The 20,755-nt window shown below is 66.2% G+C and carries 15 protein-coding genes and 1 pseudogene; 9 read left to right on the forward strand and 7 right to left on the reverse strand.

Going from position 1 to position 20,755, the window contains the following annotated elements:
• Window positions 1-329: 329 nt before the first annotated feature.
• Complete coding sequence (locus BST13_RS36615) at window positions 330-1,565, reverse strand: chloride channel protein (RefSeq protein ID WP_083170875.1); 1,236 nt, start codon at window positions 1,563-1,565, stop codon at window positions 330-332.
• A gap of 86 nt (window positions 1,566-1,651) precedes the next feature.
• On the opposite strand from BST13_RS36615, the gene mshB reads away from it, so the two are divergent.
• Both mshB and BST13_RS36625 read left to right on the forward strand, forming a co-directional pair.
• Window positions 1,652-2,521, forward strand: a complete 870-nt coding sequence (gene mshB, locus BST13_RS36620; RefSeq protein WP_211296277.1) for an N-acetyl-1-D-myo-inositol-2-amino-2-deoxy-alpha-D-glucopyranoside deacetylase — start codon at window positions 1,652-1,654, stop codon at window positions 2,519-2,521.
• A 120-nt stretch (window positions 2,522-2,641) separates the two neighbouring features.
• Window positions 2,642-3,091, forward strand: coding sequence for a hypothetical protein (locus tag BST13_RS36625; RefSeq protein WP_083170879.1), 450 nt, complete (start codon window positions 2,642-2,644; stop codon window positions 3,089-3,091).
• A gap of 1 nt (window position 3,092) precedes the next feature.
• Here the strand turns inward: BST13_RS36625 and BST13_RS36630 are convergent, their stop codons facing one another.
• Window positions 3,093-4,382, reverse strand: coding sequence for a hypothetical protein (locus tag BST13_RS36630; RefSeq protein WP_142282940.1), 1,290 nt, complete (start codon window positions 4,380-4,382; stop codon window positions 3,093-3,095).
• 248 nt (window positions 4,383-4,630) lie between these two features.
• Here BST13_RS36630 and BST13_RS36635 point away from each other — a divergent pair, with 248 nt between their 5' ends.
• On the forward strand, window positions 4,631-7,201 hold the full coding sequence (locus BST13_RS36635; protein ID WP_083170883.1) for a bifunctional FO biosynthesis protein CofGH: 2,571 nt from the start codon (window positions 4,631-4,633) through the stop codon (window positions 7,199-7,201).
• Between the two features lie 311 nt (window positions 7,202-7,512).
• Window positions 7,513-8,061: a YceI family protein gene (locus BST13_RS36640; protein WP_083170900.1), complete on the forward strand. Its 549-nt coding sequence runs from the start codon at window positions 7,513-7,515 to the stop codon at window positions 8,059-8,061.
• Between the two features lie 78 nt (window positions 8,062-8,139).
• Here BST13_RS36640 and BST13_RS36645 read toward each other — a convergent pair whose 3' ends face one another.
• Both BST13_RS36645 and BST13_RS36650 read right to left on the reverse strand, forming a co-directional pair.
• On the reverse strand, window positions 8,140-10,155 hold the full coding sequence (locus tag BST13_RS36645; protein ID WP_211296279.1) for an NADPH-dependent 2,4-dienoyl-CoA reductase: 2,016 nt from the start codon (window positions 10,153-10,155) through the stop codon (window positions 8,140-8,142).
• Entirely contained in the window at window positions 10,146-10,730 is a 585-nt protein-coding gene (locus tag BST13_RS36650; protein WP_083170887.1) for a PadR family transcriptional regulator, read from the reverse strand. Before BST13_RS36650 ends, BST13_RS36645 begins: the two co-directional genes overlap by 10 nt.
• 250 nt (window positions 10,731-10,980) lie before the next feature.
• On the opposite strand from BST13_RS36650, the gene fdxA reads away from it, so the two are divergent.
• On the forward strand, window positions 10,981-11,304 hold the full coding sequence (gene fdxA, locus BST13_RS36655; protein WP_083170889.1) for a ferredoxin: 324 nt from the start codon (window positions 10,981-10,983) through the stop codon (window positions 11,302-11,304).
• A gap of 26 nt (window positions 11,305-11,330) precedes the next feature.
• Window positions 11,331-12,431, forward strand: coding sequence for a succinyldiaminopimelate transaminase (gene dapC, locus BST13_RS36660; protein ID WP_083170891.1), 1,101 nt, complete (start codon window positions 11,331-11,333; stop codon window positions 12,429-12,431).
• Window positions 12,432-12,524: 93 nt separating this feature from the next.
• Here dapC and BST13_RS36665 read toward each other — a convergent pair whose 3' ends face one another.
• The 3 genes from BST13_RS36665 to BST13_RS36675 form a co-directional block, all read right to left on the reverse strand.
• Window positions 12,525-13,970, reverse strand: a complete 1,446-nt coding sequence (locus tag BST13_RS36665; protein WP_083170893.1) for a gamma-aminobutyraldehyde dehydrogenase — start codon at window positions 13,968-13,970, stop codon at window positions 12,525-12,527.
• An 11-nt stretch (window positions 13,971-13,981) separates the two neighbouring features.
• Window positions 13,982-15,922 (reverse strand): primary-amine oxidase, encoded by a 1,941-nt coding sequence (locus BST13_RS36670; RefSeq protein ID WP_083170895.1) that lies wholly within the window; start codon window positions 15,920-15,922, stop codon window positions 13,982-13,984.
• A 108-nt stretch (window positions 15,923-16,030) separates the two neighbouring features.
• Entirely contained in the window at window positions 16,031-17,221 is a 1,191-nt protein-coding gene (locus BST13_RS36675; protein ID WP_211296278.1) for a serine hydrolase domain-containing protein, read from the reverse strand.
• Window positions 17,222-17,281: 60 nt separating this feature from the next.
• Between BST13_RS36675 and BST13_RS36680 the strand changes: the two genes are divergently transcribed.
• From BST13_RS36680 to BST13_RS40060, 3 genes and pseudogenes are all read left to right on the forward strand, one after another.
• Complete coding sequence (locus tag BST13_RS36680; protein WP_158087266.1) at window positions 17,282-18,520, forward strand: serine hydrolase domain-containing protein; 1,239 nt, start codon at window positions 17,282-17,284, stop codon at window positions 18,518-18,520.
• A 374-nt stretch (window positions 18,521-18,894) separates the two neighbouring features.
• The gene (locus BST13_RS36685) at window positions 18,895-20,457 is read left to right on the forward strand and encodes a biotin carboxylase (protein ID WP_425437105.1); all 1,563 of its coding nucleotides are present in this window, start codon (window positions 18,895-18,897) and stop codon (window positions 20,455-20,457) included.
• 151 nt (window positions 20,458-20,608) lie between these two features.
• A pseudogene (locus BST13_RS40060) lies at window positions 20,609-20,686 on the forward strand (hypothetical protein); the annotation flags it as partial.
• Between the last annotated feature and the right edge of the window lie 69 nt (window positions 20,687-20,755).

Raw genomic sequence — 20,755 nt, forward strand, 5'->3', positions numbered from 1 at the left:
ATCACAAAACAATGCATCGAAGTTCCCATGCTTTGCAAACAAGTGGCAGCATCTGCAATCTGTTAACTCATAAATCGGCATCGGCGCCCGGGGCTGCGGATTTCCATCGATGGGGCGCGAAAACGCACTTTGCCGGCCGATGGTGGCGGGCTGTCAGTTGCGAAGGTTGCCTATGTAGTTCGTCTACGCTTTCGGTGGCGCGGCCTGCGGCTGTGTCCAGCGTTCGTGACCGCATCGGACGAGTGTTTGCTGAGTGGTTCCTGTCGCAACCAGTTGTCGGCGTCCGCCACTTTTCGCGGACCGGGCCGCGACCGCGTGCGTCGACGGAACTACTTGGCCGGCGCCGTCTTTCGTCGTTCGCTCAGCACCCGCAGTCCGTGTGCGGCGGTGGCCGCGACAAGGAACGGCAACAACACCCACCACGGCGGCCGGGCCAGTTCCCAGACGAACAGTGCTGCCCACACCGGTGCGCGTTGCGTGATGGCCAGCACGCCTGCCGCACACGTCAACGACACCGCCGCGACGCTCACCGGGTGCTCCGTCCACGTGTTGATCGACAGCGCCACAATCGATCCCAGTGCCGATCCGGTGGCCAGCGCGGGTGTGAGCATGCCGCCCACGGCGCCGGCGCGTAGAAAGACCGCGGTGAGGACCGGCTTGAGCAGGAAGATCATCGCTGCGGCGGTCAGCGTCATGCCGCTGTCGAGGCTGACCGTGAGGATGCTCTTGCCGTTGCCGGGAAGTTCCGGCCAATGGATCGAGCAGATGCCGATCAGCAGCCCGGCCGCGGCGATGGACGGGATCAGCAACCACGACGTCGGGGTCTTGGCCGGGCGGGCCAGATCCATGATCCGGTTGAAGGCCAGCCCGACTCCCAAGCTCAACGGCGCCAGGAGCAAGGCGAAACCGGTGAGCAGATAAGACAGTTGGGGGTTGGGCCAATCAAGGGGCGCCGCGGCGTGAGTGACCGGGCTGGCGACGGCGACCGCCAGGCTGGACGTGATCAATGCGGCGCCGACGGCCCGCGGATGCCACGTCTTGAGCATGATCCGGACCGCGAACAGTGCGCCGCCCACCGGCACGCTGTAGACCGCCGCGAGGCCAGCACCCGCGGCGCACGCCAGCAGGATCTCGCGGTCGCGTGGCGTCAGCGCCCATCGTGACGTCCCGAGATCAGCCAGCACGGCCGCGAATTGACGTGGAGCCCCTTCGCGCCCGAGTGACGCGCCAGAGCCGACGAGAAACACCTGCAGTCCGGCGTCGAGTGTCAGCGGCAGCCGAGGCAGGGGCCCATGGTTGGCGATCGTCGCCGACAACCCGGGCACTGTGACCCGGCGGCGCAGCATCCACCAGCCGAAGCCGGCCAGCGCGCCGCCGATCATCGGTCCGACCGCGCGCCGTACCGGGCTGGCACCGGTCACGCCTTCCAGCAGCGAACCGAACGAGTAGTGGTACGTCAGATGCTCGACGGCGTGCAACAGCAGCGTCGTCGCAACACCGGCAACCCCGGCCACCAACCCGACCACAACGATGCCGCAACCGAACTCGAGGTTCCGCCGATTCACCTTGGTGAATGTAGGGGACCAGGCGTCGTCATGAGAGCCGAGTGAGTATGGCCGACCCGATGGCGACCCGACTACTGTCGCGGTCGATGCCCAACGAAACGCCCCGCCTGCTGTTCGTCCATGCCCACCCGGACGACGAAACCCTCACCACCGGCGCCACAATCGCCCACTATGCCGCGCACGGCGCCGAGGTCCGCGTCGTCACGTGCACGTTGGGCGAAGAAGGCGAGGTGATCGGCGACCAGTACGCCCTGCTGTCCGTGGACCACGCCGATCAGCTCGGCGGCTACCGCATCAGTGAACTCACGCGTGCGCTCGGGGCGCTGGGCCTCGGCGCTCCGCACTACCTGGGCGGTCCGGGCCGTTGGCGCGATTCCGGCATGGGCGGTACCCACCACGCCGGTGGGCGGCAGCGTTGGGTGGATGCCGACATGGACGAGGCCGTCGGCGAGCTCGCCACCGTCATAGCCGAGATGCGCCCGCACGTCGTCGTCACCTACGACCCAGAGGGCGGCTACGGGCACCCCGACCACATCCAGACCCACCGGGTCACCACAGCCGCGGTCGCTGCGGCTGCCGACAACGGCTGGGCGGTGCCGAAGTTCTATTGGACGGTGACCGCGACCAGCGCGATGGGTTCCGGTTTGAGCGCGCTGTCCGACTTGCCCGAGGGCTGGATCAGGGTCGACATCAAGGATGTGCCGTTCGGTTACCCGGACGATCGGATCGACGCCGTAGTCGACGCCACCGCCCAGCTGCCCGCCAAGATCGCCGCGATGCAGGCCCACGCCACGCAGGTCACCGTCGCCCCGGACGGGCGCGCGTGTGCACTCTCGAACAACATCGCCCTGCCGATCATGGGGGAGGAGCATTATCTGCTCGTCTCTGGCGAGGCCGGGTCCCGCGATTCCCGTGGCTGGGAAACCGATCTCCTCGCAGGGTTGGTTCTGGAATAGCGTCGCCGACGCGGGGTAAGCTCCGAAAAATCCGGCATTAGTCAGCGGCGAAGGGAAACCCATGGACCCCGATCTGGATCCGAACCTGCAGCACTGGCAGGACCGGGCGGACAACTTCCAGTGGGTGGTCGGCTCGATGGTCGCGCTGCTCGACAGCATCCCGACCTGACCGCGACCCGCCCGCGCGTCGACGACGCGCCCGCATCCCGCCCGGTCTTCGACCGCATCGTCCTTGCCCTGCTCGCCGTCGACGGCGTCATCTCGGCTGTCCTCGGTGGGCTTTTCTTGCCGTCCTACCTCGGCGTCGTGCCGTTTCCCATCAGCGCATTCCTCAGCGGCGCGCTCAATGCCGCCCTGGTCTGGGCCGCCATGCAGTGCACACCGTCGTTTCGGCTCGCGGCGCTGCCGTTGTTGACGTGGTTGGCGACTGTCGCCGTGATGACACTCGGCGGGCCGGGCGGTGACGTGATCTTCACCGGCCACGGCATCATGGCCTACAGCGCGCTGCTGTTCATGGTGGTCGGGGCGCTGCCGCCGGCGCTGCTGCTGCGCCGACGGCTGACCCGCTGACCTATTCGCTGCCCGAGTTGCCCGAGTTGTCCTTCGACGGCTTGTCGGTCTTGCTCACCTTGGTCTTCGTGTCCGCGCTGGTTTTGGTGTCCGCGGTGGTCTTCGAGTCGGCGGTGGTCTTGCCTGCGCCTTTCACCGCGTTACGCAGTCCGTCGGTCGCCTTCTGCACCGTGGCCTTGAGGTCGGCCGTAGCGTTGCGGACGCCGTCGCGCACGTCGTTGATGCGTGTCTGTCGCGACGTGCCGACGGACGTGTCGGCGGTCGCGGGCTTCTGCGACTGCAGCGACTGCTGCACCGATTTCGGAACGGTGGCGGCCGCGTCGGTCTGAGTGGTCGTGGACGGGCTCGGGAGCGCGTCGGTGACGTTTTCCACCGCGTCCTTCACCACATCGGTTGCGCCGGAAGCTGCGGTCTCGATGTCGGTGACGACCGTCTGCACCGGGTTCTTCAGCTCGCCGCCGGCGCTGGTCGTATCGGTGACGTCTGTTGCGGGCTTGGCTTTGACGTCCGCGACGTTGAGCAGCGAGGTTCCCTCGGTGAGGCCCTTGAATGCGTTGGCGAGCGTTTCACCCACGCCGGCGAGCGTCGTCGACAGTGTCTGCGTCGGTGTCGTCGCGGCCAGCGACGTGGTCTGTGCCGTCGCGGCGAAGGGAAGTGGCGGCAGCGGCAGCGGGGGGAGAGGCGGCAGGATCCAACCAAGGAAGTAGTTAGCTTCGGCGATGCCGGTGTTGATGGCGCTGGCCACCACGGACCAGGCGACGTCAGCGATGCCGTTGGCCCATACACCAAGATTCAGCGGTGCATTGAGCACCGGGTTGATGAGGTTGTAGACGACGGTGTCGGAGATGGGCCGGACGAGGTTGTCGTAGATGATGCCGACCTGGTCGCCGATGAGGTAGCCGTACGGCACCCAACCAAGCGCCCACTGCGCAACATCGACGCCGTAGTTCACCCAGTATTGGATGAATTGGTAGGCCGAGGTGACGAAATCACTCGCGGCGTTCTGCGGGGTCACCACCGCACTGGGCGTCGCCAGCGCGGGCGCGGCTCCGGTGGTCGGCCCGCTGCCCGGGATCGGCGCCGGTTTCGGCGGGGCGGGAACGGCTGCGGTCATCCGGCTCGCCGCGGCCAGCAGCTCGACCATGGCCTGCGTCAGCTGCGGTTGGGTGGACGTCGGATGGGCCGGAACTGCGATATCTGCGGGCGTCACCTGCACAGGGGTCAGCGCGATCGTCGTGGCGGTAGCCGCGGCTGCTCCGGCGATGAGATACGAGCGCACAGATACAGTCATGAAAGCTCCCTGGAAGTTCACAGCCCCAACCCGGCCCTAAACCTATCGCGCACGGCGTCAATAAACACTCGGAATAACAGCGTGTCGTACCGTGCGGGCGTGTCGCAGCAGCGGTCGACGGTGCTTTGCGTGGTAGCGGGAACGCACCGCACCGGTAGTCGGTACTACTGTGACCTCTATGGCAGGCGCCAAGGTTTCAGAATGTGAGACGCGTGGATGATTGACGACATCTCGGGGGTTACACGGGAGTGGCTCTGAACCCCCAGCATGGCGCCGATCTGCCCAGCCCGGTGGTCCCACCGACCGTCAACACCGCCGCGTTGAGACGCGTGTTGCGTCGGGCGCGTGATGGTGTTGCGCTCAACGTCGACGAGGCGGCGATCGCGATGACGGCTCGTGGTGAGGATCTGGCTGATCTGTGTGCGAGCGCGGCACGTGTTCGCGATGCGGGTCTGGTGTCGGCGGGGCGGCGCGGCGCCACCGGGCGGCTACCGGTCAGCTACTCGCGCAAGGTCTTCATCCCGGTCACGCATCTGTGCCGCGACACGTGCCACTACTGCACGTTTGTCACGGTGCCGGGCAAGCTGCGGGCTCAGGGCATGGGTATGTACATGGAGCCCGACGAGATCCTCGACGTCGCCCGGCGCGGGGCCGAACTGGGCTGCAAGGAAGCACTTTTCACGCTCGGTGATCGCCCCGAGGCGCGGTGGGAGGAAGCGCGGCAGTGGCTCGACGAGCGTGGCTATGACTCCACGTTGGACTATGTGCGGGCGATGGCCATCCGGGTTTTGGAGGAGACCGGGCTGCTGCCGCACCTCAATCCCGGGGTGATGAGTTGGTCGGAGCTCTCGCGTCTCAAGCCGGTCGCCCCGTCCATGGGGATGATGCTGGAGACCACGTCGCGGCGGTTGTTCGAAACCAAGGGGCTGGCGCACTACGGCAGCCCGGACAAGGATCCGGCGGTGCGGCTGCGCACGCTGGATGACGCGGGCCGGCTGTCCATCCCGTTCACGACGGGCCTGCTGGTCGGTATCGGTGAGACGCTGGTCGAGCGGGCCGAGACCATGCACGCTATCCGCAAGTCGCACAAGGAGTTCGGTCACGTTCAGGAAGTGATCGTGCAGAACTTCCGGGCCAAGGACCACACCGCGATGGCGTCGACCCCCGATGCAGGCGTCGAGGATTTCCTGGCCACCATCGCAGTGACGCGTCTGGTGCTCGGGCCCAAGATGCGCATCCAGGCTCCGCCGAACCTGGTGTCCCGGGACGAATGCCTGGCGTTGATCGGCGCCGGTGTCGACGACTGGGGCGGCGTGTCGCCTCTGACCCCGGATCATGTCAACCCCGAGCGGCCGTGGCCGGCACTGGATGATCTGGCTGCGGTGACTGCCGAAGCGGGTTACGACCTGGTGCAGCGGCTGACCGCGCAGCCGGCCTACGTGCAGGCCGGAGCGGCGTGGATCGATCCGCGGGTGCGGGGGCACGTCGACGCGCTGGCCGATCCCGAAACCGGGCTGGCCCGTGACGTCAACCCGGTGGGTATGCCGTGGCAGGAGCCGGATGAGGCGTCGGAGTCGTTGGGGCGCACCGATTTGCACACTGCGATCGATTCCGAGGGGCGGCGCACCGAGACCCGCAGTGATCTCGACAGCGCGTTCGGCGACTGGGAGTCGATCCGCGAGAAGATCTCCGAGCTGGCCGCCCGCGCGCCGGAGCGCATCGACACCGATGTGTTGGCGGCTTTGCGGTCTGCGGAACGCGACCCGGGCGGGTGCAGCGACGACGAGTACCTCGCGCTGGCCACCGCCGACGGCCCGGCATTGGAAGCGGTTGCTGCCCTTGCCGATTCGCTTCGGCGGGATACCGTCGGCGATGACGTGACGTTCGTGGTCAATCGCAACATCAACTTCACCAACATCTGCTACACCGGCTGCCGGTTCTGCGCGTTCGCGCAACGCAAGGGCGACGCCGACGCGTACTCGTTGTCGACCGACGAGGTGGCCGACCGGGCCTGGGAGGCGCACGTCGCCGGGGCCACCGAGGTCTGCATGCAGGGCGGCATCGATCCGGAGCTGCCCGTGACGGGCTATGCGGATCTGGTGCGGGCGGTCAAGGCGCGGGTGCCGTCGATGCACGTGCACGCGTTCAGTCCGATGGAGATCGCCAACGGGGTGACTCGCAGTGGGCTCTCGGTGCGGGAGTGGCTGATCAGCCTGCGTGAGGCCGGTCTGGACACCATTCCCGGTACGGCCGCCGAGATCCTCGATGATGAGGTGCGCTGGGTGCTGACCAAGGGCAAACTGCCCACCTCGGAGTGGATCGATGTGGTGACCACCGCGCACGAGGTGGGGCTGCGCTCGTCGTCGACGATGATGTACGGCCACGTCGACACCCCCAAGCACTGGGTGGGGCACCTCAACGTGCTGCGCGGCATCCAGGACCGTACCGGTGGATTCACCGAGTTCGTGCCGCTGCCGTTCGTTCACCAGTCCTCACCGCTGTATCTGGCCGGTGGCGCGCGGCCGGGGCCGACCCACCGTGACAACCGGGCTGTGCATGCGTTGGCGCGGATCATGTTGCACGGCAGGATCTCCCACATCCAGACGTCGTGGGTCAAGCTCGGGGTCGAACGCACCCAGGTGATGCTGCGTGGCGGCGCCAACGATCTGGGCGGCACGCTGATGGAGGAGACCATCTCCCGGATGGCCGGTTCGGAGAACGGCTCGGCCAAGACCGTCGAGGAACTCGTCGCCATCGCCGAGGGCATCGGCCGGCCCGCGCGCCAACGCACTACCGACTACTCACCGCTCGCTGCTTGATCTGAACCGCTTGCGCCGCGAGCGTGCACAGCCTGAGGGCTGGTGTCGCGGGGCGTCATCAGGCGACCCTCGATGTAGCCGGGCGTCATCCATAGCCCTGAGTCATGCGCCATATCTGCACGCTCACGCGCGCTGAGCGTGGCCAAATGCTGGGATTTTGCGGCGTGTCGAGGGACAAACACGCACGCTCGCGGAGCCGACGGGAGGCGGCCGGAAAAAAATTCGCGAACCCGGGAATGCATGCGGACCGTAGTCCGGTTATGTTTGACGAAGGCGCCGGAACGACCGGCATTCCAGACCAAGGAGACATCATGACCGCTGCAACCGCCACTGATCTGACCGCCGGCACCTGGGCCATCGACCCGGTGCACTCTTCGATCAACTTCTCTGTCCGGCATCTGATGGTGAGCAAGGTTCGCGGCAGCTTTGAGACCTTCAGCGGCGAGATCGTCGTGGCCGAGGACGGCACCCCGTCGGTGACCGCCACCATCGACGTCAACTCGATCAACACCCGGAACGAGCAGCGCGACGCGCACGTGCGGTCCGCCGACTTCTTCGACGCCGAGAACCACCCGACGGCCACGTTCGCCTCGACCGGTGTCCGGCGCGACGGCGACGACTACGTCGTCGATGGCGACTTCACCCTCAAAGGCGTGACCAAGCCCGTCTCGCTGAAGCTTGAGTACAACGGCGTCAACCCGGGTATGGGCCAGGGGCCGGTGGCCGGCTTCGAGGCCTCGGTCGTGTTGAACCGCAAGGACTTCGGCATCGACATCGAGCTGCCGCTGGAGACCGGTGGCACCGTCGTCGGCGACAAGGTCACCATCACCCTCGAGATCGAGGCGCTCAAGCAGGCCTGACTCGTCCCGCACCGACCACCGGCGTGACGCCCCCAGCGTCACGCCGGTGGAGTTTTGCCGGCCGCGCGGGCCCGACCGCTATAGCCGCGCGGCCAATTCCGTGCCTTGTCTGATGGCCCGTTTGGCGTCCAGTTCGGCGGCGAGCGCGGCACCGCCGATGATGTGCGGCTCGATACCGCCTCGGCGCAATCCTTCTTCGAGATCGCGCACCGATTCCTGACCGGCGCAGATCACCACGCTGTCCACCGCCAGTACCCGCGCGTCGGAGTGGTCGGGTCCGAAGCTGATGTGCAGGCCCTCGTCGTCGATGCGCTCGTAGTTGACCCCGGAAAGCTGGTGTACGCCTTTGGCTTTCAGCGAGGCACGGTGCACCCAGCCGCTGGTCTTGCCCAACGTGCGGCCCTGCGGACCCTTGGTGCGTTGCAGCAGGTACACCTCGCGAACCGCGGGTGCAGGCAGCGGGGTGGTGAGCGCGCCGCGCGCCTCCTGGGGGTCGGCCGCGCCCCACTCTGCTTTCCACTCTTTGAGATTCAGGGTTGGCGACACGTCGGTGGTCAGGAACTCGCTGACGTCGAATCCGATCCCGCCCGCACCGATGACGGCCACCGACGCGCCGACCGGTGCCCCGGTGATGGCCTGCGCATAGGTGAGCACCTTGGGATGGTCGATGCCGGGGATGTCGGGCAACCGTGGCGTCACCCCGGTCGCGAGCACCACGTCGTCGAATCCGGTCAGTGCCTCGACGCCCACGCGGGTCCCCAGCCGCACCTCGACGCCGTGCTTGTCGAGCATCCGGGTGTAGTAGCGGATCGTCTCGTTGAACTCTTCCTTGCCGGGAATCCTTCTGGCCAAGTCGAATTGCCCGCCGATCACGCTGCCCGCCTCGAAGAGCGTGACCCGGTGGCCGCGCTGGGCGGAGCTGACCGCGGTGGCCAACCCCGCCGGGCCCGCGCCCACGACGGCCACCGACCGTGCGCGCCGCGTCGGGCCGAGCACCAATGACGTTTCGCGCCCCGCCCGCGGATTGAGCAGGCACGACACGTTCTTGTGGACGAAAGCGTGGTCGAGGCAGGCCTGGTTGCAGGCGATGCAGGCGTTGATCTCGTCGGCGGCGTCGGCGGCTGCCTTGTTCACCCAGTCCGGATCACTCAGCAGCGGCCGCGCCATCGAGATCAGCTGGACGTGGGTGTCGGCCAGGATCTGTTCGGCGGCCTGCGGCATGTTGATCCGATTGGACGCGACCACGGGGATGGCGACGTGTTCGGCGACTGCGCTGCTGATGCCGACGAATGCCGCGTTGGGCACCGACGTGACGATCGTCGGCACGCGGGCTTCATGCCAGCCGAAGCCAGAATTGATCATCGTCGCACCGGCTGCCTCGATTTCGGTTGCGAGCGCGACGATCTCGTCCCAGCTCTGACCGTCCTCGACGTAGTCGGCCATCGACATCCGGTAGCAGACGATGAAGTCGGTGCCGACGGCCTCGCGCACCCGCCGAACGATCTCGACCGGGAAACGACGGCGCTTCTCGGGGGTGCCGCCCCAGGCGTCGGTGCGCTTGTTGGTGCGCGGCGCCAGGAACTGGTTGAGCAGATAGCCCTCGCTGCCCATGATCTCCACACCGTCGTAGCCGGCCTCTCGGGCGAGCAGCGCGCAGCGCACGAAGTCGTCGATCGTGCCACTGACGATGCGCAGCGCCCGGGGGCGAAACGGGTTGATGGGGGCCTTGATCGACGATGCGCTGACCGAAAACGGGTGGTACGCATAGCGTCCGGCGTGCAGGATCTGCAGAAGAATCTTGCCGTCGGCTTCGTGCACCGCCCCGGTGATGCGGCAGTGCCTGCGTGCCTCGTCCGACGACACCAGCTGCGACGCCAGCGGCAGCAGCCAGCCCGTCCGGTTGGGAGCGTAGCCACCGGTGATGATCAGCCCGACGCCGCCGCGGGCCCGTTCGGCGAAATATTCGGCCAGCCTGTCGGTGTCGCGGGCACGGTCCTCCAGACCGGTGTGCATCGAGCCCATCACCACCCGGTTGCGCAGGGTGGTGAAGCCGAGGTCCAGCGGTGACAACAGGTTCGGATAGCTCATCGGGATCCTTCCGGAACGACAGGACTCAGGGCTTCCAGAACTTCGGAAAGCCACTCCAGTGAGCTCTCCTCGGCACGCATGCCGCCGCGCAGCACCAGATACTGGTGCAGCGCACTGCCGTGCAGCGCCGCCGGATCGGGAAACTGCCGCTTCTGGTAGCCGCGGTAGGTGTCGAGCAACGCGGCCCGCTCGGAGCGCAGCGCCGCGATCTGCTCGCGCAGTGCGGCGATATCGCCGTGGGCCGCGCCCCGGACCTTCACGGCCAGATCGCGCGTGCGGGTGTCCGCCGTCGAGCCGGCCCTGCCGGCCGGGGGTTTCGGCAGGGGTTCGGCGATCCAGCGGGCCAACTCGGCGCGTCCGGCGTCGGACACGGTGTAGACCTTCTTGTCCGGCCTGCCGTACTGCACGACGGGGGTGACATGCACCCAGCCGTCGTTCTCCATGGCCCGCAAGGTTCGGTAGATCTGCTGGTGGGAGGCCGCCCAGAAGTAGCCGATCGACCTGTCGAAGCGGCGGGTCAGCTCATAGCCCGAACCGGACTGCTCACTCAACGACACCAGGATGGCGTGGGGGAGGGCCATGCCCGGAGCCTAGGTGGGACCGCTGGTCCTATGCAACTGGGTGCACTGGGGTGGAGTGCATAGGCGTGGCGACTGGTCGAGCTGTATCTGCAACGTTTAGTATCAGTAACCGCGCGCCACCCTTAACTGTGGTGCGCGAAGTTAGGACACACTGAGACGAGCGTGCCGGAATGTGTAACGCATACTGGCGCGCGGGATCACGAGTCCCGACCGAGCCCGACCAGCAGCCCACTGGACAGGAGACACATCAGTGACGTACGTCATTGCCGAACCCTGCGTCGACGTCAAAGACAAGGCGTGCATCGAGGAATGCCCTGTCGATTGCATCTACGAGGGCGGACGCATGCTGTACATCCACCCCGACGAGTGCGTGGACTGCGGTGCATGCGAACCGGTCTGCCCGGTCGAGGCCATCTACTACGAAGACGATGTGCCGGACCAGTGGGCCAGCTACACGCAGAGCAACGCGGATTTCTTCACCGAGCTGGGCTCGCCGGGCGGTGCGTCCAAGGTCGGCATGACCGACAACGATCCGCAGGCCATCAAGGATCTTCCCCCGCAGGGTGAGGACTGATCCTGCCGTTCCCGTCCCGCTCTGACGTGGCGCGTACACCGCGCTCGGCCGCTCTGCCGGAGTTCCCCTGGGACACCCTGGCCGAGGTGACGGCCCGCGCCCGTTCGCATCCCGACGGCATCGTCGACCTGTCGGTGGGGACCCCGGTGGACCCGGTGGCCCCGCTGATCCGGGAGGCGCTCGCGTCGGCGAGTGCCTCGCCCGGGTACCCGGCCACCGCTGGTATGCCCGCGCTCCGAGCATCAGCGACGGCTGCCTTGCGGCGCCGCTACGGCATCACCGATCTGGCGCCCGACGCCGTCCTGCCGGTCATCGGAACCAAAGAGTTGATCGCCTGGCTCCCGACCCTGCTGGGCCTCGGTTCCGGTGACGCAGTCGTGGTTCCCGAGCTGGCCTATCCCACTTATGAAGTCGGGGCGCGCCTGGCGGGAGCGCAGGTGGTTCGGGCCGACGCGCTGACCCAGCTCGGGCCGCAGGTGCCTGCCCTGATCTTCCTCAACTCGCCCAGCAATCCGACCGGTCGTGTGCTGGGTGTCGACCACCTGCGCAAGGTGGTGACGTGGGCACGTGAACGCGGCGTCCTTGTCGCTTCCGACGAGTGCTACCTCGGGCTCAGCTGGGAAGCCGACCCGGTCAGCGTGCTGCACCCGTCTGTCAGCGACGGTGATCACACCGGGCTTCTGGCCATTCACTCGCTGTCCAAGACATCGTCCCTGGCGGGCTATCGCGCAGGGTTCGTCGCCGGGGACCCTGCCGTGGTCGCCGAGTTGCTGGCGGTGCGCAAGCACGCGGGCATGATCGTCCCGACGCCGGTGCAGGCGGCGATGGTCGCGGCCCTCGACGACGACGAACACGAAGCCGTGCAACGGGATCGGTATGCGCGTCGCCGCGCGGTGCTGTTGCCGGCTCTGCGGTCGGCCGGGTTCCCGGTCGAGCATTCCGAGGCCGGGCTGTACCTGTGGGCCAGCCGCGGTGAACCGTGCCGCGACACGCTCGCGTGGTTGGCCGAACGCGGCATCCTGGTCGCGCCCGGCGAGTTCTACGGCCCGGCCGGTGCGCAGTATGTGCGGGTCGCGTTGACGGCCACCGACGAACGCATCGATGCGGCCGTCGCCCGCCTCGCCTGATCTCTGCTCTCTGCGGCCGAATGGCCAGTTGTCACCCGCGAAGTGCGGAAAAGCGTGCAACAACTGGCCATTCGACACCTAGCCGGCTGCCGGCTATCCCTCGAAGCCGTGGTAGTGCATCACGTGCTTGATGCGGGTGTAATCCTCAAGCCCGTACATCGACAGGTCCTTGCCGTAGCCGGAGTGCTTGAAACCACCGTGCGGCATCTCGGCGACCAGCGGGATGTGGGTGTTGATCCACACGCAGCCGAAGTCCAGCCGGGCCGACATCCGCGCTGCCACATCGACATTGCGGGTCCACACCGACGAGGCCAGCCCGTATTCGGTGCCGTTGGCGTATGCCAGCGCTTCGTCTTCGGTGCTGAACTTCTGCGCGGTGACGACGGGTCCGAAGATCTCGGTCTGGATCAGCTCGTCGTCCTGGCGCAGGTCGGCGATCAGCGTGGGCTCGAAGAAGAAGCCGGCCCCTTCTTTCTTCTTGCCGCCGGCGAGCACCCGGGCATGCTCGGGTGCACGTTCCACGAGGCCCGACACGTGGGCCAACTGGTTGGGATTGTTGATCGGCCCGAACAGGATGTCTTCGTCGTTCGGGTCGTACCCGGTCTTGGTGGCGGCGACTGATTCGGTCATGGCCGCCAGCAGTTCGTCGTAGATACCTTCCTGGACGATCATCCGAGTGGCGGCCGTGCAGTCCTGGCCAGCGTTGAAATAGCCTGCGGCAGTGACGCCCTCGACGACCGCGGCGATGTCTGCGTCGTTGAACACCACCACGGGAGCCTTGCCGCCGAGCTCGAGGTGAGCCCGCTTGAGGTCCTGCGCGGCGCTCGTGGCGACCGCGACACCGGCGCGGGTCGACCCGGTGATCGACACCAGCTGGGGTACCGGGTGCGCGGTCAGTGCGGCACCGGTGTCCCGGTCTCCGCAGACCAGGTTGCACACCCCGGGCGGGAAGATCTCCTGCATCTTCTCGACCATCCAGTACGACGATGCCGGAGTGGTGTCCGACGGCTTGAGCACCACGGTGCACCCGGCGGCCAGCGCCGGGGCGAACTTCCACACCGACATCATCATCGGGTAGTTCCACGGCGCGACCTGAGCCACCGGCCCGACCGGCTCACGCCGGATGGACGACGTGTGACCGCGCATGTATTCGCCCTGCGAGCGCCCCTCCAGCACCCTGGCGGCGCCTGCGAAGAACCGGATCTGATCGAGCATCGGCGGAATCTCTTCCGACGCGGTCAACGAGACCGGCTTACCGGTGTTCTCGCACTCGATGGCGATGAGTTCGTCGGCGTTCTCCTCGATCACGTCGGCGAGCTTGAGCAGCGCCCGCTGCCGCTCGCTGGGCGTGGACCAGCGCCAGGTCTCGAATGCCTTACCGGCCGCCTGGAACGCCAGATCCACATCCGCCGCAGACGAATTCGGCGCCGAGGCGAACACCTCGCCGGTGGACGGGTTGACGATGTCCATCATCTGGCCGTCTGAGGCGGTCTGGATTTCTCCGTTGATGATGTTGTGGATGACTTTCTTGTCCGACATGATGACTCCGATCAGTGAGGGTGGTGACAGGCGGAAGGTGGGGTCGGCTCCACATCGAGAGCCGGATTGCGGTCGAAGAAGCCGGCCGGTTTGAGCCAGAAGGAGACGGCGTCCACCGGCATGATCGGCCATTCCTCGGGCCGCGGGATGTGATGGATGCCGAAGGTGTACCAGAGCACGACGTCGGTGTTATCGATCGGCCGGTTGGCCGCAGTCCACTCCGGCAGGCCGAGGCCCGGGCCGCTCTGGTTGACGAATTCGCCTGACGGCCAGCGCTCGTCGGGGCTGTTCGGGGTGACCCACAGTGTGTGGGCGATGGCCTCTGCCCGCCGGAAGATGGGCGAGGCCGGGTCGAACATCGCGGGGAAGGCGGCGCCGGGCACCAGCTTGTAGGACGGGTGGGTGCCGAGGCCGTTGGTCGTGTTCTCGTTGACCACCTTCCAGGCCCGCTGGGTGTGCCAGTTGTAGTCCTGCTTGCCCTCCGACTCGGTACGCAGCGCAGTGTTCTTCTGCCGCAGGGACAATCCGTACGGGTTGTCCGGCCCCATCGGTTCGATCTCGGTCTCGGTGGCATAGACGGTGTTGTCGGCCCCGTCCACGTCGAGGTCGAGCCGGGCGGTGATGAAGTGCTGGTGGAACGGCGCGTAGGTGTTGGTGTCCACCAGTGTGCCGTGCGGGTACTCCTCACCGTCGCGCAGATGTGTGGTGACCATCAAACCCGTTGCGCGGATCTCACATTCGATGTTGCCGTCCTGGTAGAACCGCCAGTACACGAGATATTCGTAATTGGCGACGGTCATGTGGCTCGACACCGTGAGCCTGCGCATGCGGCGGACGTCGGCGCTGCCGCCGTGCTCGACATGCTTCCACAGCACCGCGTTGTCTTCCTCGTGGATGCAGATCGCGTTGCGGATCTCGTACGGTTCGCCCTTGGTGTCGTGCAACACCGCGTCGAGGTAGCGGATCTCACCGAGGCAGTCGCAGCCCAGCTCCAGCGAGGTGGTCATGAACCCGATGCCCCACTCACCGATATCGAAAGCGGTGCGGCGGTAGTGATCCGGGCAGTGGTCGCGGTAGGGGACCGCCATCTCGGCCAGCGACATCCGGTGCGCGATGGGCCGTACCCGGCCGTGGTCGTTGTAGCTGACCGTGTGCAGCGTCATCCCCTCGCGGTAGTTGAAACCGACTCGCAGCGACCAGTTCTGCCATTGCAGCAGGTTGCCGTCCAGGGTGAACGACGGGCCTTCGGGCTGGGTGATCTCCAGGGGCTTCAGCGGTGGGCGGGTGCTGGACTCGCGTAGTTGCGCAGGGAGGTTGGCGGGCCTGTACTCGGCCATCACCTCCGGTATGTCGATCGGCTCGCCCTCTTCGATCTCCAACAGCTCCATCGTGTTCATGTCCACGACGCAGTGGAATCCACGCAGGTGGTGTGCGTAGATGTTGGCGCCGCCCGGGGAGCGCAGCCAGGTGTCGGTCCAGCCGAGTCGCCTGCCCTTGTACCGCTCCGGGATGAGGATGTCGCCGTAGGTCCAGACGTCCATGAACACCATGTCCATGTCGGTGACACCGCGGCGGGCCAACGCGGCGATCACGTCGGGGTTGGTGCGCATGGCCTGGTCGCACTCGTCCCATTCGTCGACAGTGAAGTTGGCCTGCACACCGGGCAGATGGGTCCAGGTCAGTACCGCATCGTCGGTGAGCGAGACGGTGGCCTTGTAGGTGCTGTTGGAGTCGCGGTGGAAGCACACGACCAGCGCGCGGCGCTCCGGTGCCGTACCGGTCGTGTCGTATGCGGCGAGCTGTTGTTTGTCGGGTTCGACGAGTTCGATCGAGGCAAACCGCCACCGGTCGTCCACGCCACGGTCGCGCCGCACGATGGCGGCAACCTTCCGGAATTCCTCCGGGCCCAGTGGATCAAGTGGGTGAAACGTCCGAACGACGGTGTCAGTCATCGACCCTCCGATGTGATTCAGTTCACGATCCGGATCAGTATGCGAGGGGTGCGCAATTTGCACAGCTGCCGAATTGGCCAGTCACCTGTGCGGCGATAGACGTTCCGTCTAAACGGCCAGCGCCGCGCAGGCGCGCAGTGTCGCGGCAAGGTACGTCGCGTCCTGCGCTGCGGGCCACGACGACATCTTGACGACGACGGTGCGTGATGCCCGGTCGACGTACACGAGTTGGCCGTGGATGCCCAGGCACAGCAGCACCGGTCCGGTCGCCTTGCGGTAGAACCAGAACTGGTTGCGGTACCAACCGCCCGGCAGCATCGGCTCGTTGTCGGTGAGGGCAAACGCTTCCCGGACATCTGGTGTGGGATCGAAAGTCTCGGCGAGCCAGCGGGCAGGGACGATCCGCTGGCCGTCGAGGGCGACTCCGTCGTCGAGAATCAGCTGACCGAAGCGGCCGAGATCGCGCAGGGTCGCGCAGATTCCGCCGTCGTGTACGGCGGTGCCCACCGCGTCGCAGACCACCTCGGCGTCGTACTCGGCCCCCATGGGCTGCCAGATCAACGTCGAGATCAGGTCGGCCATGCGGACGCCCGCGGCGCGTTCGCACATCCAGCCGAGCATGTCGGTGTCGCAGGACCGGTAGGTGAACTCGCCGCCGTGCGGGCCGCCGGAACCGATCTGACGTAGGTAGGCATATCCGCCGACGACATCGTCAGGCTGCAGCGGAGCCCATCCCACCGAACGTTCCATCTGTCGCACCTCGGAGTCGGGTGCGGTGTACGCCTCACGGAACGCGACGCCCGTCCGCATGTCGAGGACGTTGCGCAGTGTCGCTCCGGCATACCCACAGTCGGCGACCTCGGGTACGTATTCGGTGACCGGTGCGTCCGGGTCGAGGGCGCCGCGTTCGACCAGGATGCCTGCGACGCATCCGACGAGCGACTTGGACACCGACATCAGCAGATGCCTGCTCGATTCGGTCATCGCGCCGAGATATTGCTCGGCGACAATGTGTCCGTCGCGCAGCACCAGCAGCCCGTCGGTGTGGGTCGCGGCGAACACCTCCGATGCGGTGACCTCTCCGCCGCCGGGCCACATGATCGTTGGGTCGCTCAGCGGGGCTTGGTGTTTCGGCAGTGAAGTGCAGTGTGCACCGGCCGAGATGCGGTGCGTCGGCAACAGCTCACGCAGGTGCTGGAAAGCCCACCGCAGATAGTGCGGTTCCTGCCAGTTGGCGATGGTGACCTGATCTTCGGATGCCGGTGGGAACCCCGTCATGGGCTCGGCCTGGTCGCGCATGGCAGGAGATGGTACTGCCGGAACGGAGGAATCATGCGTGCTCTCGCCTACGATCGGCCTGTGGAGGTTAACGCCGACAACTGGCAGCAACCGCCGTTCAACCGGTGGGCGTACTGGCATATCGAAGATATCTTGCCGACGCAGCCCATACTTCGCGGCACCGGTCCGGTCCGCGCGTTGCCTGCGGTCGAGGCCCTTGATCCCTTGCAGGTCAACGTTATTCGATCCAACGGCGAAGAGGCCACGGTCGCCGATGTGTTGGCGGACACCTACACCGACGCGTACGTGGTGCTGCAGGACGGTGGGCTGGTCGCCGAATGGTACGGCTCGGAGGGGGCCGCCGACCGCCCTCACGCGACGATGTCGATCACCAAGTCCGTGGTGGGCGCGGTGGCCGGCGTACTGGCGGACCGCGGGCTCCTCGACGTCGGCCGGCCTGTCGTCGACATCGTCGGTGAACTGGCGGGCAGTGGCTACGCCGGTGCGACGGTCCGCGACATTCTCGACATGCGCAGTGGTGTGCGGTTCCGTGAGGACTACACCGACCCGCAGTCCGAGGTTCGGCTACTCAGCGATTGGTTGGGAACGCGGGGGCTGTACGAGTATCTGGTCGGGTTGTCGGCCGAGACTGCGCACGGACAACGTTTTTTGTACCGCTCAGCGGAATCCGATGTACTGGGCTGGGTGTGTGAGCGAGTATCGGGCACACCCATGGCCGAGTTGATCTCGACGCTGATCTGGCAACCGATGGGTGCCGAGTTCGATGCCGAGATACTGTGCGACACAGTCGGTACCGCGATCCATGACGGTGGGCTGTGTGCTACCGCGCGCGATCTGGCGCGCTTCGGTCAGCTGCTCCTGGACGGCGGTGTGGTTCCCGAAGACGGCGACGACGGGGTACGCACCGTGATCGGGCCGCGGTGGCTGAGGGAGGCCTGGGCCGTCGACGCCGACGCCCGATCGGTTTTCATCGAATCGCCGAACGAGGTGTCGATGCCGGGCGGGTGGTATCGCAATCAGTTGTGGTTCCGTCCGGGTTTGTTTGGAGATGTGTTGCTTTGCTTGGGAATTCACGGGCAGATGATTCACGTCAGCCGGCGCACCCGCACCGTCTGCGTCAAGTTCTCGACGTGGCCGCAGGCCCAACAACCCCGCTTCATGCAGGACACCCTGCGGGCGTTCGACGCGGTCGGAGGGGCGCTGAGCGGCCGCCAGCGGATGGGGGACAAACACCGTCTGCCCGGCATCGTCTCGGGCATGACGCGGCGTTCCGGCGCCGGCAATCCGGGCCAGTGTTGAACGGTTCTGCCGAATGTCCGCCCACGGCGCCGTGTTCGTCTTAGTCTGAGCGTCCGTCACATGTGAATCGAAGCCGGCTGGCGATGCGGGAGGTTGCAATGGCGAAACGGGTTCCTACGGCGAGCAAGGCCGCCAAAGCACCCGCGGCGCGTAAAGCTGCGAAAGCGCCTGCGGCGCAGAAGGTCACGAAACCGCCGGTGCGCAAAGCGGCCGCCAAGAAGGCGCCGGCGGCCAAGCGGGAACCGGCCCGTACCGCTCCCGCGAACAAGGGCACCGCAACTGCTGCGGCGGCCAAGAAGAGCGCCGCGACCAAATCTGCTGCCAAGTCTGCCGCGAAAAAGACTGCGGCCAAGAAAGCGCCCGCCGCGAAGAAGGTGACTGCGGCGAAGAAGGCGGTTGCGAAAAAGGCGGTTGCGAAAAAGACGCCGGTGCGGCGGACCACCAAGGCCGCCGCTGCCAAGAAGGCGACCAAGGCGACCGCGCGCAAGGGCCCGCTCGGCGGCAAGACCCTCAACGGAATCTCTGAGATCCGTACCTTCTTCCGCACCAACACGCAGCCGATCTACTTCGTCGGCCCGACGGCCTTCAATCTGCTCGGCATCGACCGTTGGGTGCGCAATTTCCAATACATCACCTACTACGACTCTTGGGACGGCGCGCATCCGCGGGTGTTCGCGCCGAAGAACAAGCCCTACGTCGAGTTCGAGTCCAGCGAACACATCAACAACTATCTGCTGCGCGACCCCGAGGTGCGGGCCTATCTGAAGCGGCGCGGCGGCACGCCGATGGTCGCGATGGTGTTCTTTGACGAGGAGACCGAGCAGATTTGCGAAGAGCTCGGCTACAAGCTGATCCTGCCGCCGGATTCACTGCGGCGACGGCTGGACTCGAAGATCGTCACCACTCAGCTGGGTAACGAGGCCGGCGCGCCGTCGGTACCCAACGTGCTCGGCAAGGCGAACAACTACACGCAACTCCGTCGTCTGGCAGGCAAACAGCGGCTGGGCTCGGATCTGGTGGTGCAGACGCCCTATGGCGACTCCGGCAAGACCACGTTCTTCATCAAGTCGAAGGCGGACTGGGACAAGGACGCCGCCGACATGGTCGGCCAGGAACTCAAGGTGATGAAGCGGATCAACAACAAGGCCGCCGCTGTGGAGGCCTGTATCACCAAGCACGGCACCATCGTGGGACCGTTCATGACCGACCTGACCGGATATCCGGAACTGACGCCCTACAAGGGTGGGTGGTGCGGCAACGACCTGTTCCCTGAAGCGCTTTCGGATGAGCAGCGCGCCACCGCGATCAGCCACGTCCGCAAGATGGGGGACCGGTTGGCCAAGGAGGGCTACCGCGGCTTCCTCGAGATCGATGTGCTCATCGACCTCGACACCGACGAGGTGTACCTGGGTGAGATCAACCCGCGCATCTCGGGCGCCTCGTCGATGACGAACGTGACCGCCGGGGCCTACGCCGACGTACCGCTGTTCTTGTTCCACCTCCTCGAGTTCATGGACGTGGACTACACGATCAACGTCGAGGAGATCAACGACCGGTGGCGTGACCTCGCCGCGGTCGACGTGTGGTCCCAGCTGATCATGAAGGAACCGAACAAGACTGTGGAGAGGATCCTGGCCGCACCGAAGACCGGGACCTGGCACCTCGACGACGACGGTGTGCTGACCTTCGCTCAAGTGGTCAATGACTGGCACGACATCACCGGCGAGGACGAAGCCTTCTTCCTCAGGGTTTATGGCGAAGGCGATTACCGGTTCAAGGGCGCCGATCTGGGGATCCTGGTGACCAAAGGCCGGATGCAGACCGCCGAAGGATTGACGCCGCGGTGCCTGCACTACATCGAGGGCATCCGCGACGCCTACCAATCCGAGCCGCTGCCCGATCCGCCGGCAGTCCACCCCGTCGCCTATGTGAAGTAGGAGTGCTCGGTTCGAGCTTAGGAGCCGGTTTCTGTAGTTCTCGGCGAACGGCCAGCGGGACTTTCGGTGTCGAATCAGCTTGCGCGATCACCGAGACTGACCACAGGGACAAATTCCGCGAAGCTTTTGTCCCTGACGTGAATGTCGGTGCCCCGGGCCGACCGGCGAACGCGCCGATTGGTGGTGGTACACCCCCTTCCGACCCCAACCACCACCATCGCCCAACTGATATGTAGAGAATTCTGTCAAGTGGGCATGGGGAGGCGCCGTCGAGGAGCGACCCCGACGGCGCCTCGTT

This window comes from Mycobacterium aquaticum, assembly GCF_002086485.1.
GTDB lineage: Bacteria > Actinomycetota > Actinomycetes > Mycobacteriales > Mycobacteriaceae > Mycobacterium > Mycobacterium aquaticum.

Coding starts and splice junctions, on each gene's coding strand:
- mshB (WP_211296277.1), top strand. CDS start 1,652: ATGCCCAACGAAACGCCCCGCCTGCTGTTCGTCCATGCCCACCCGGAC.
- BST13_RS36630 (WP_142282940.1), bottom strand. CDS start 4,382: ATGACTGTATCTGTGCGCTCGTATCTCATCGCCGGAGCAGCCGCGGCT.
- BST13_RS36640 (WP_083170900.1), top strand. CDS start 7,513: ATGACCGCTGCAACCGCCACTGATCTGACCGCCGGCACCTGGGCCATC.
- BST13_RS36650 (WP_083170887.1), bottom strand. CDS start 10,730: ATGGCCCTCCCCCACGCCATCCTGGTGTCGTTGAGTGAGCAGTCCGGT.
- BST13_RS36665 (WP_083170893.1), bottom strand. CDS start 13,970: ATGTCGGACAAGAAAGTCATCCACAACATCATCAACGGAGAAATCCAG.
- BST13_RS36670 (WP_083170895.1), bottom strand. CDS start 15,922: ATGACTGACACCGTCGTTCGGACGTTTCACCCACTTGATCCACTGGGC.
- BST13_RS36675 (WP_211296278.1), bottom strand. CDS start 17,221: ATGCGCGACCAGGCCGAGCCCATGACGGGGTTCCCACCGGCATCCGAA.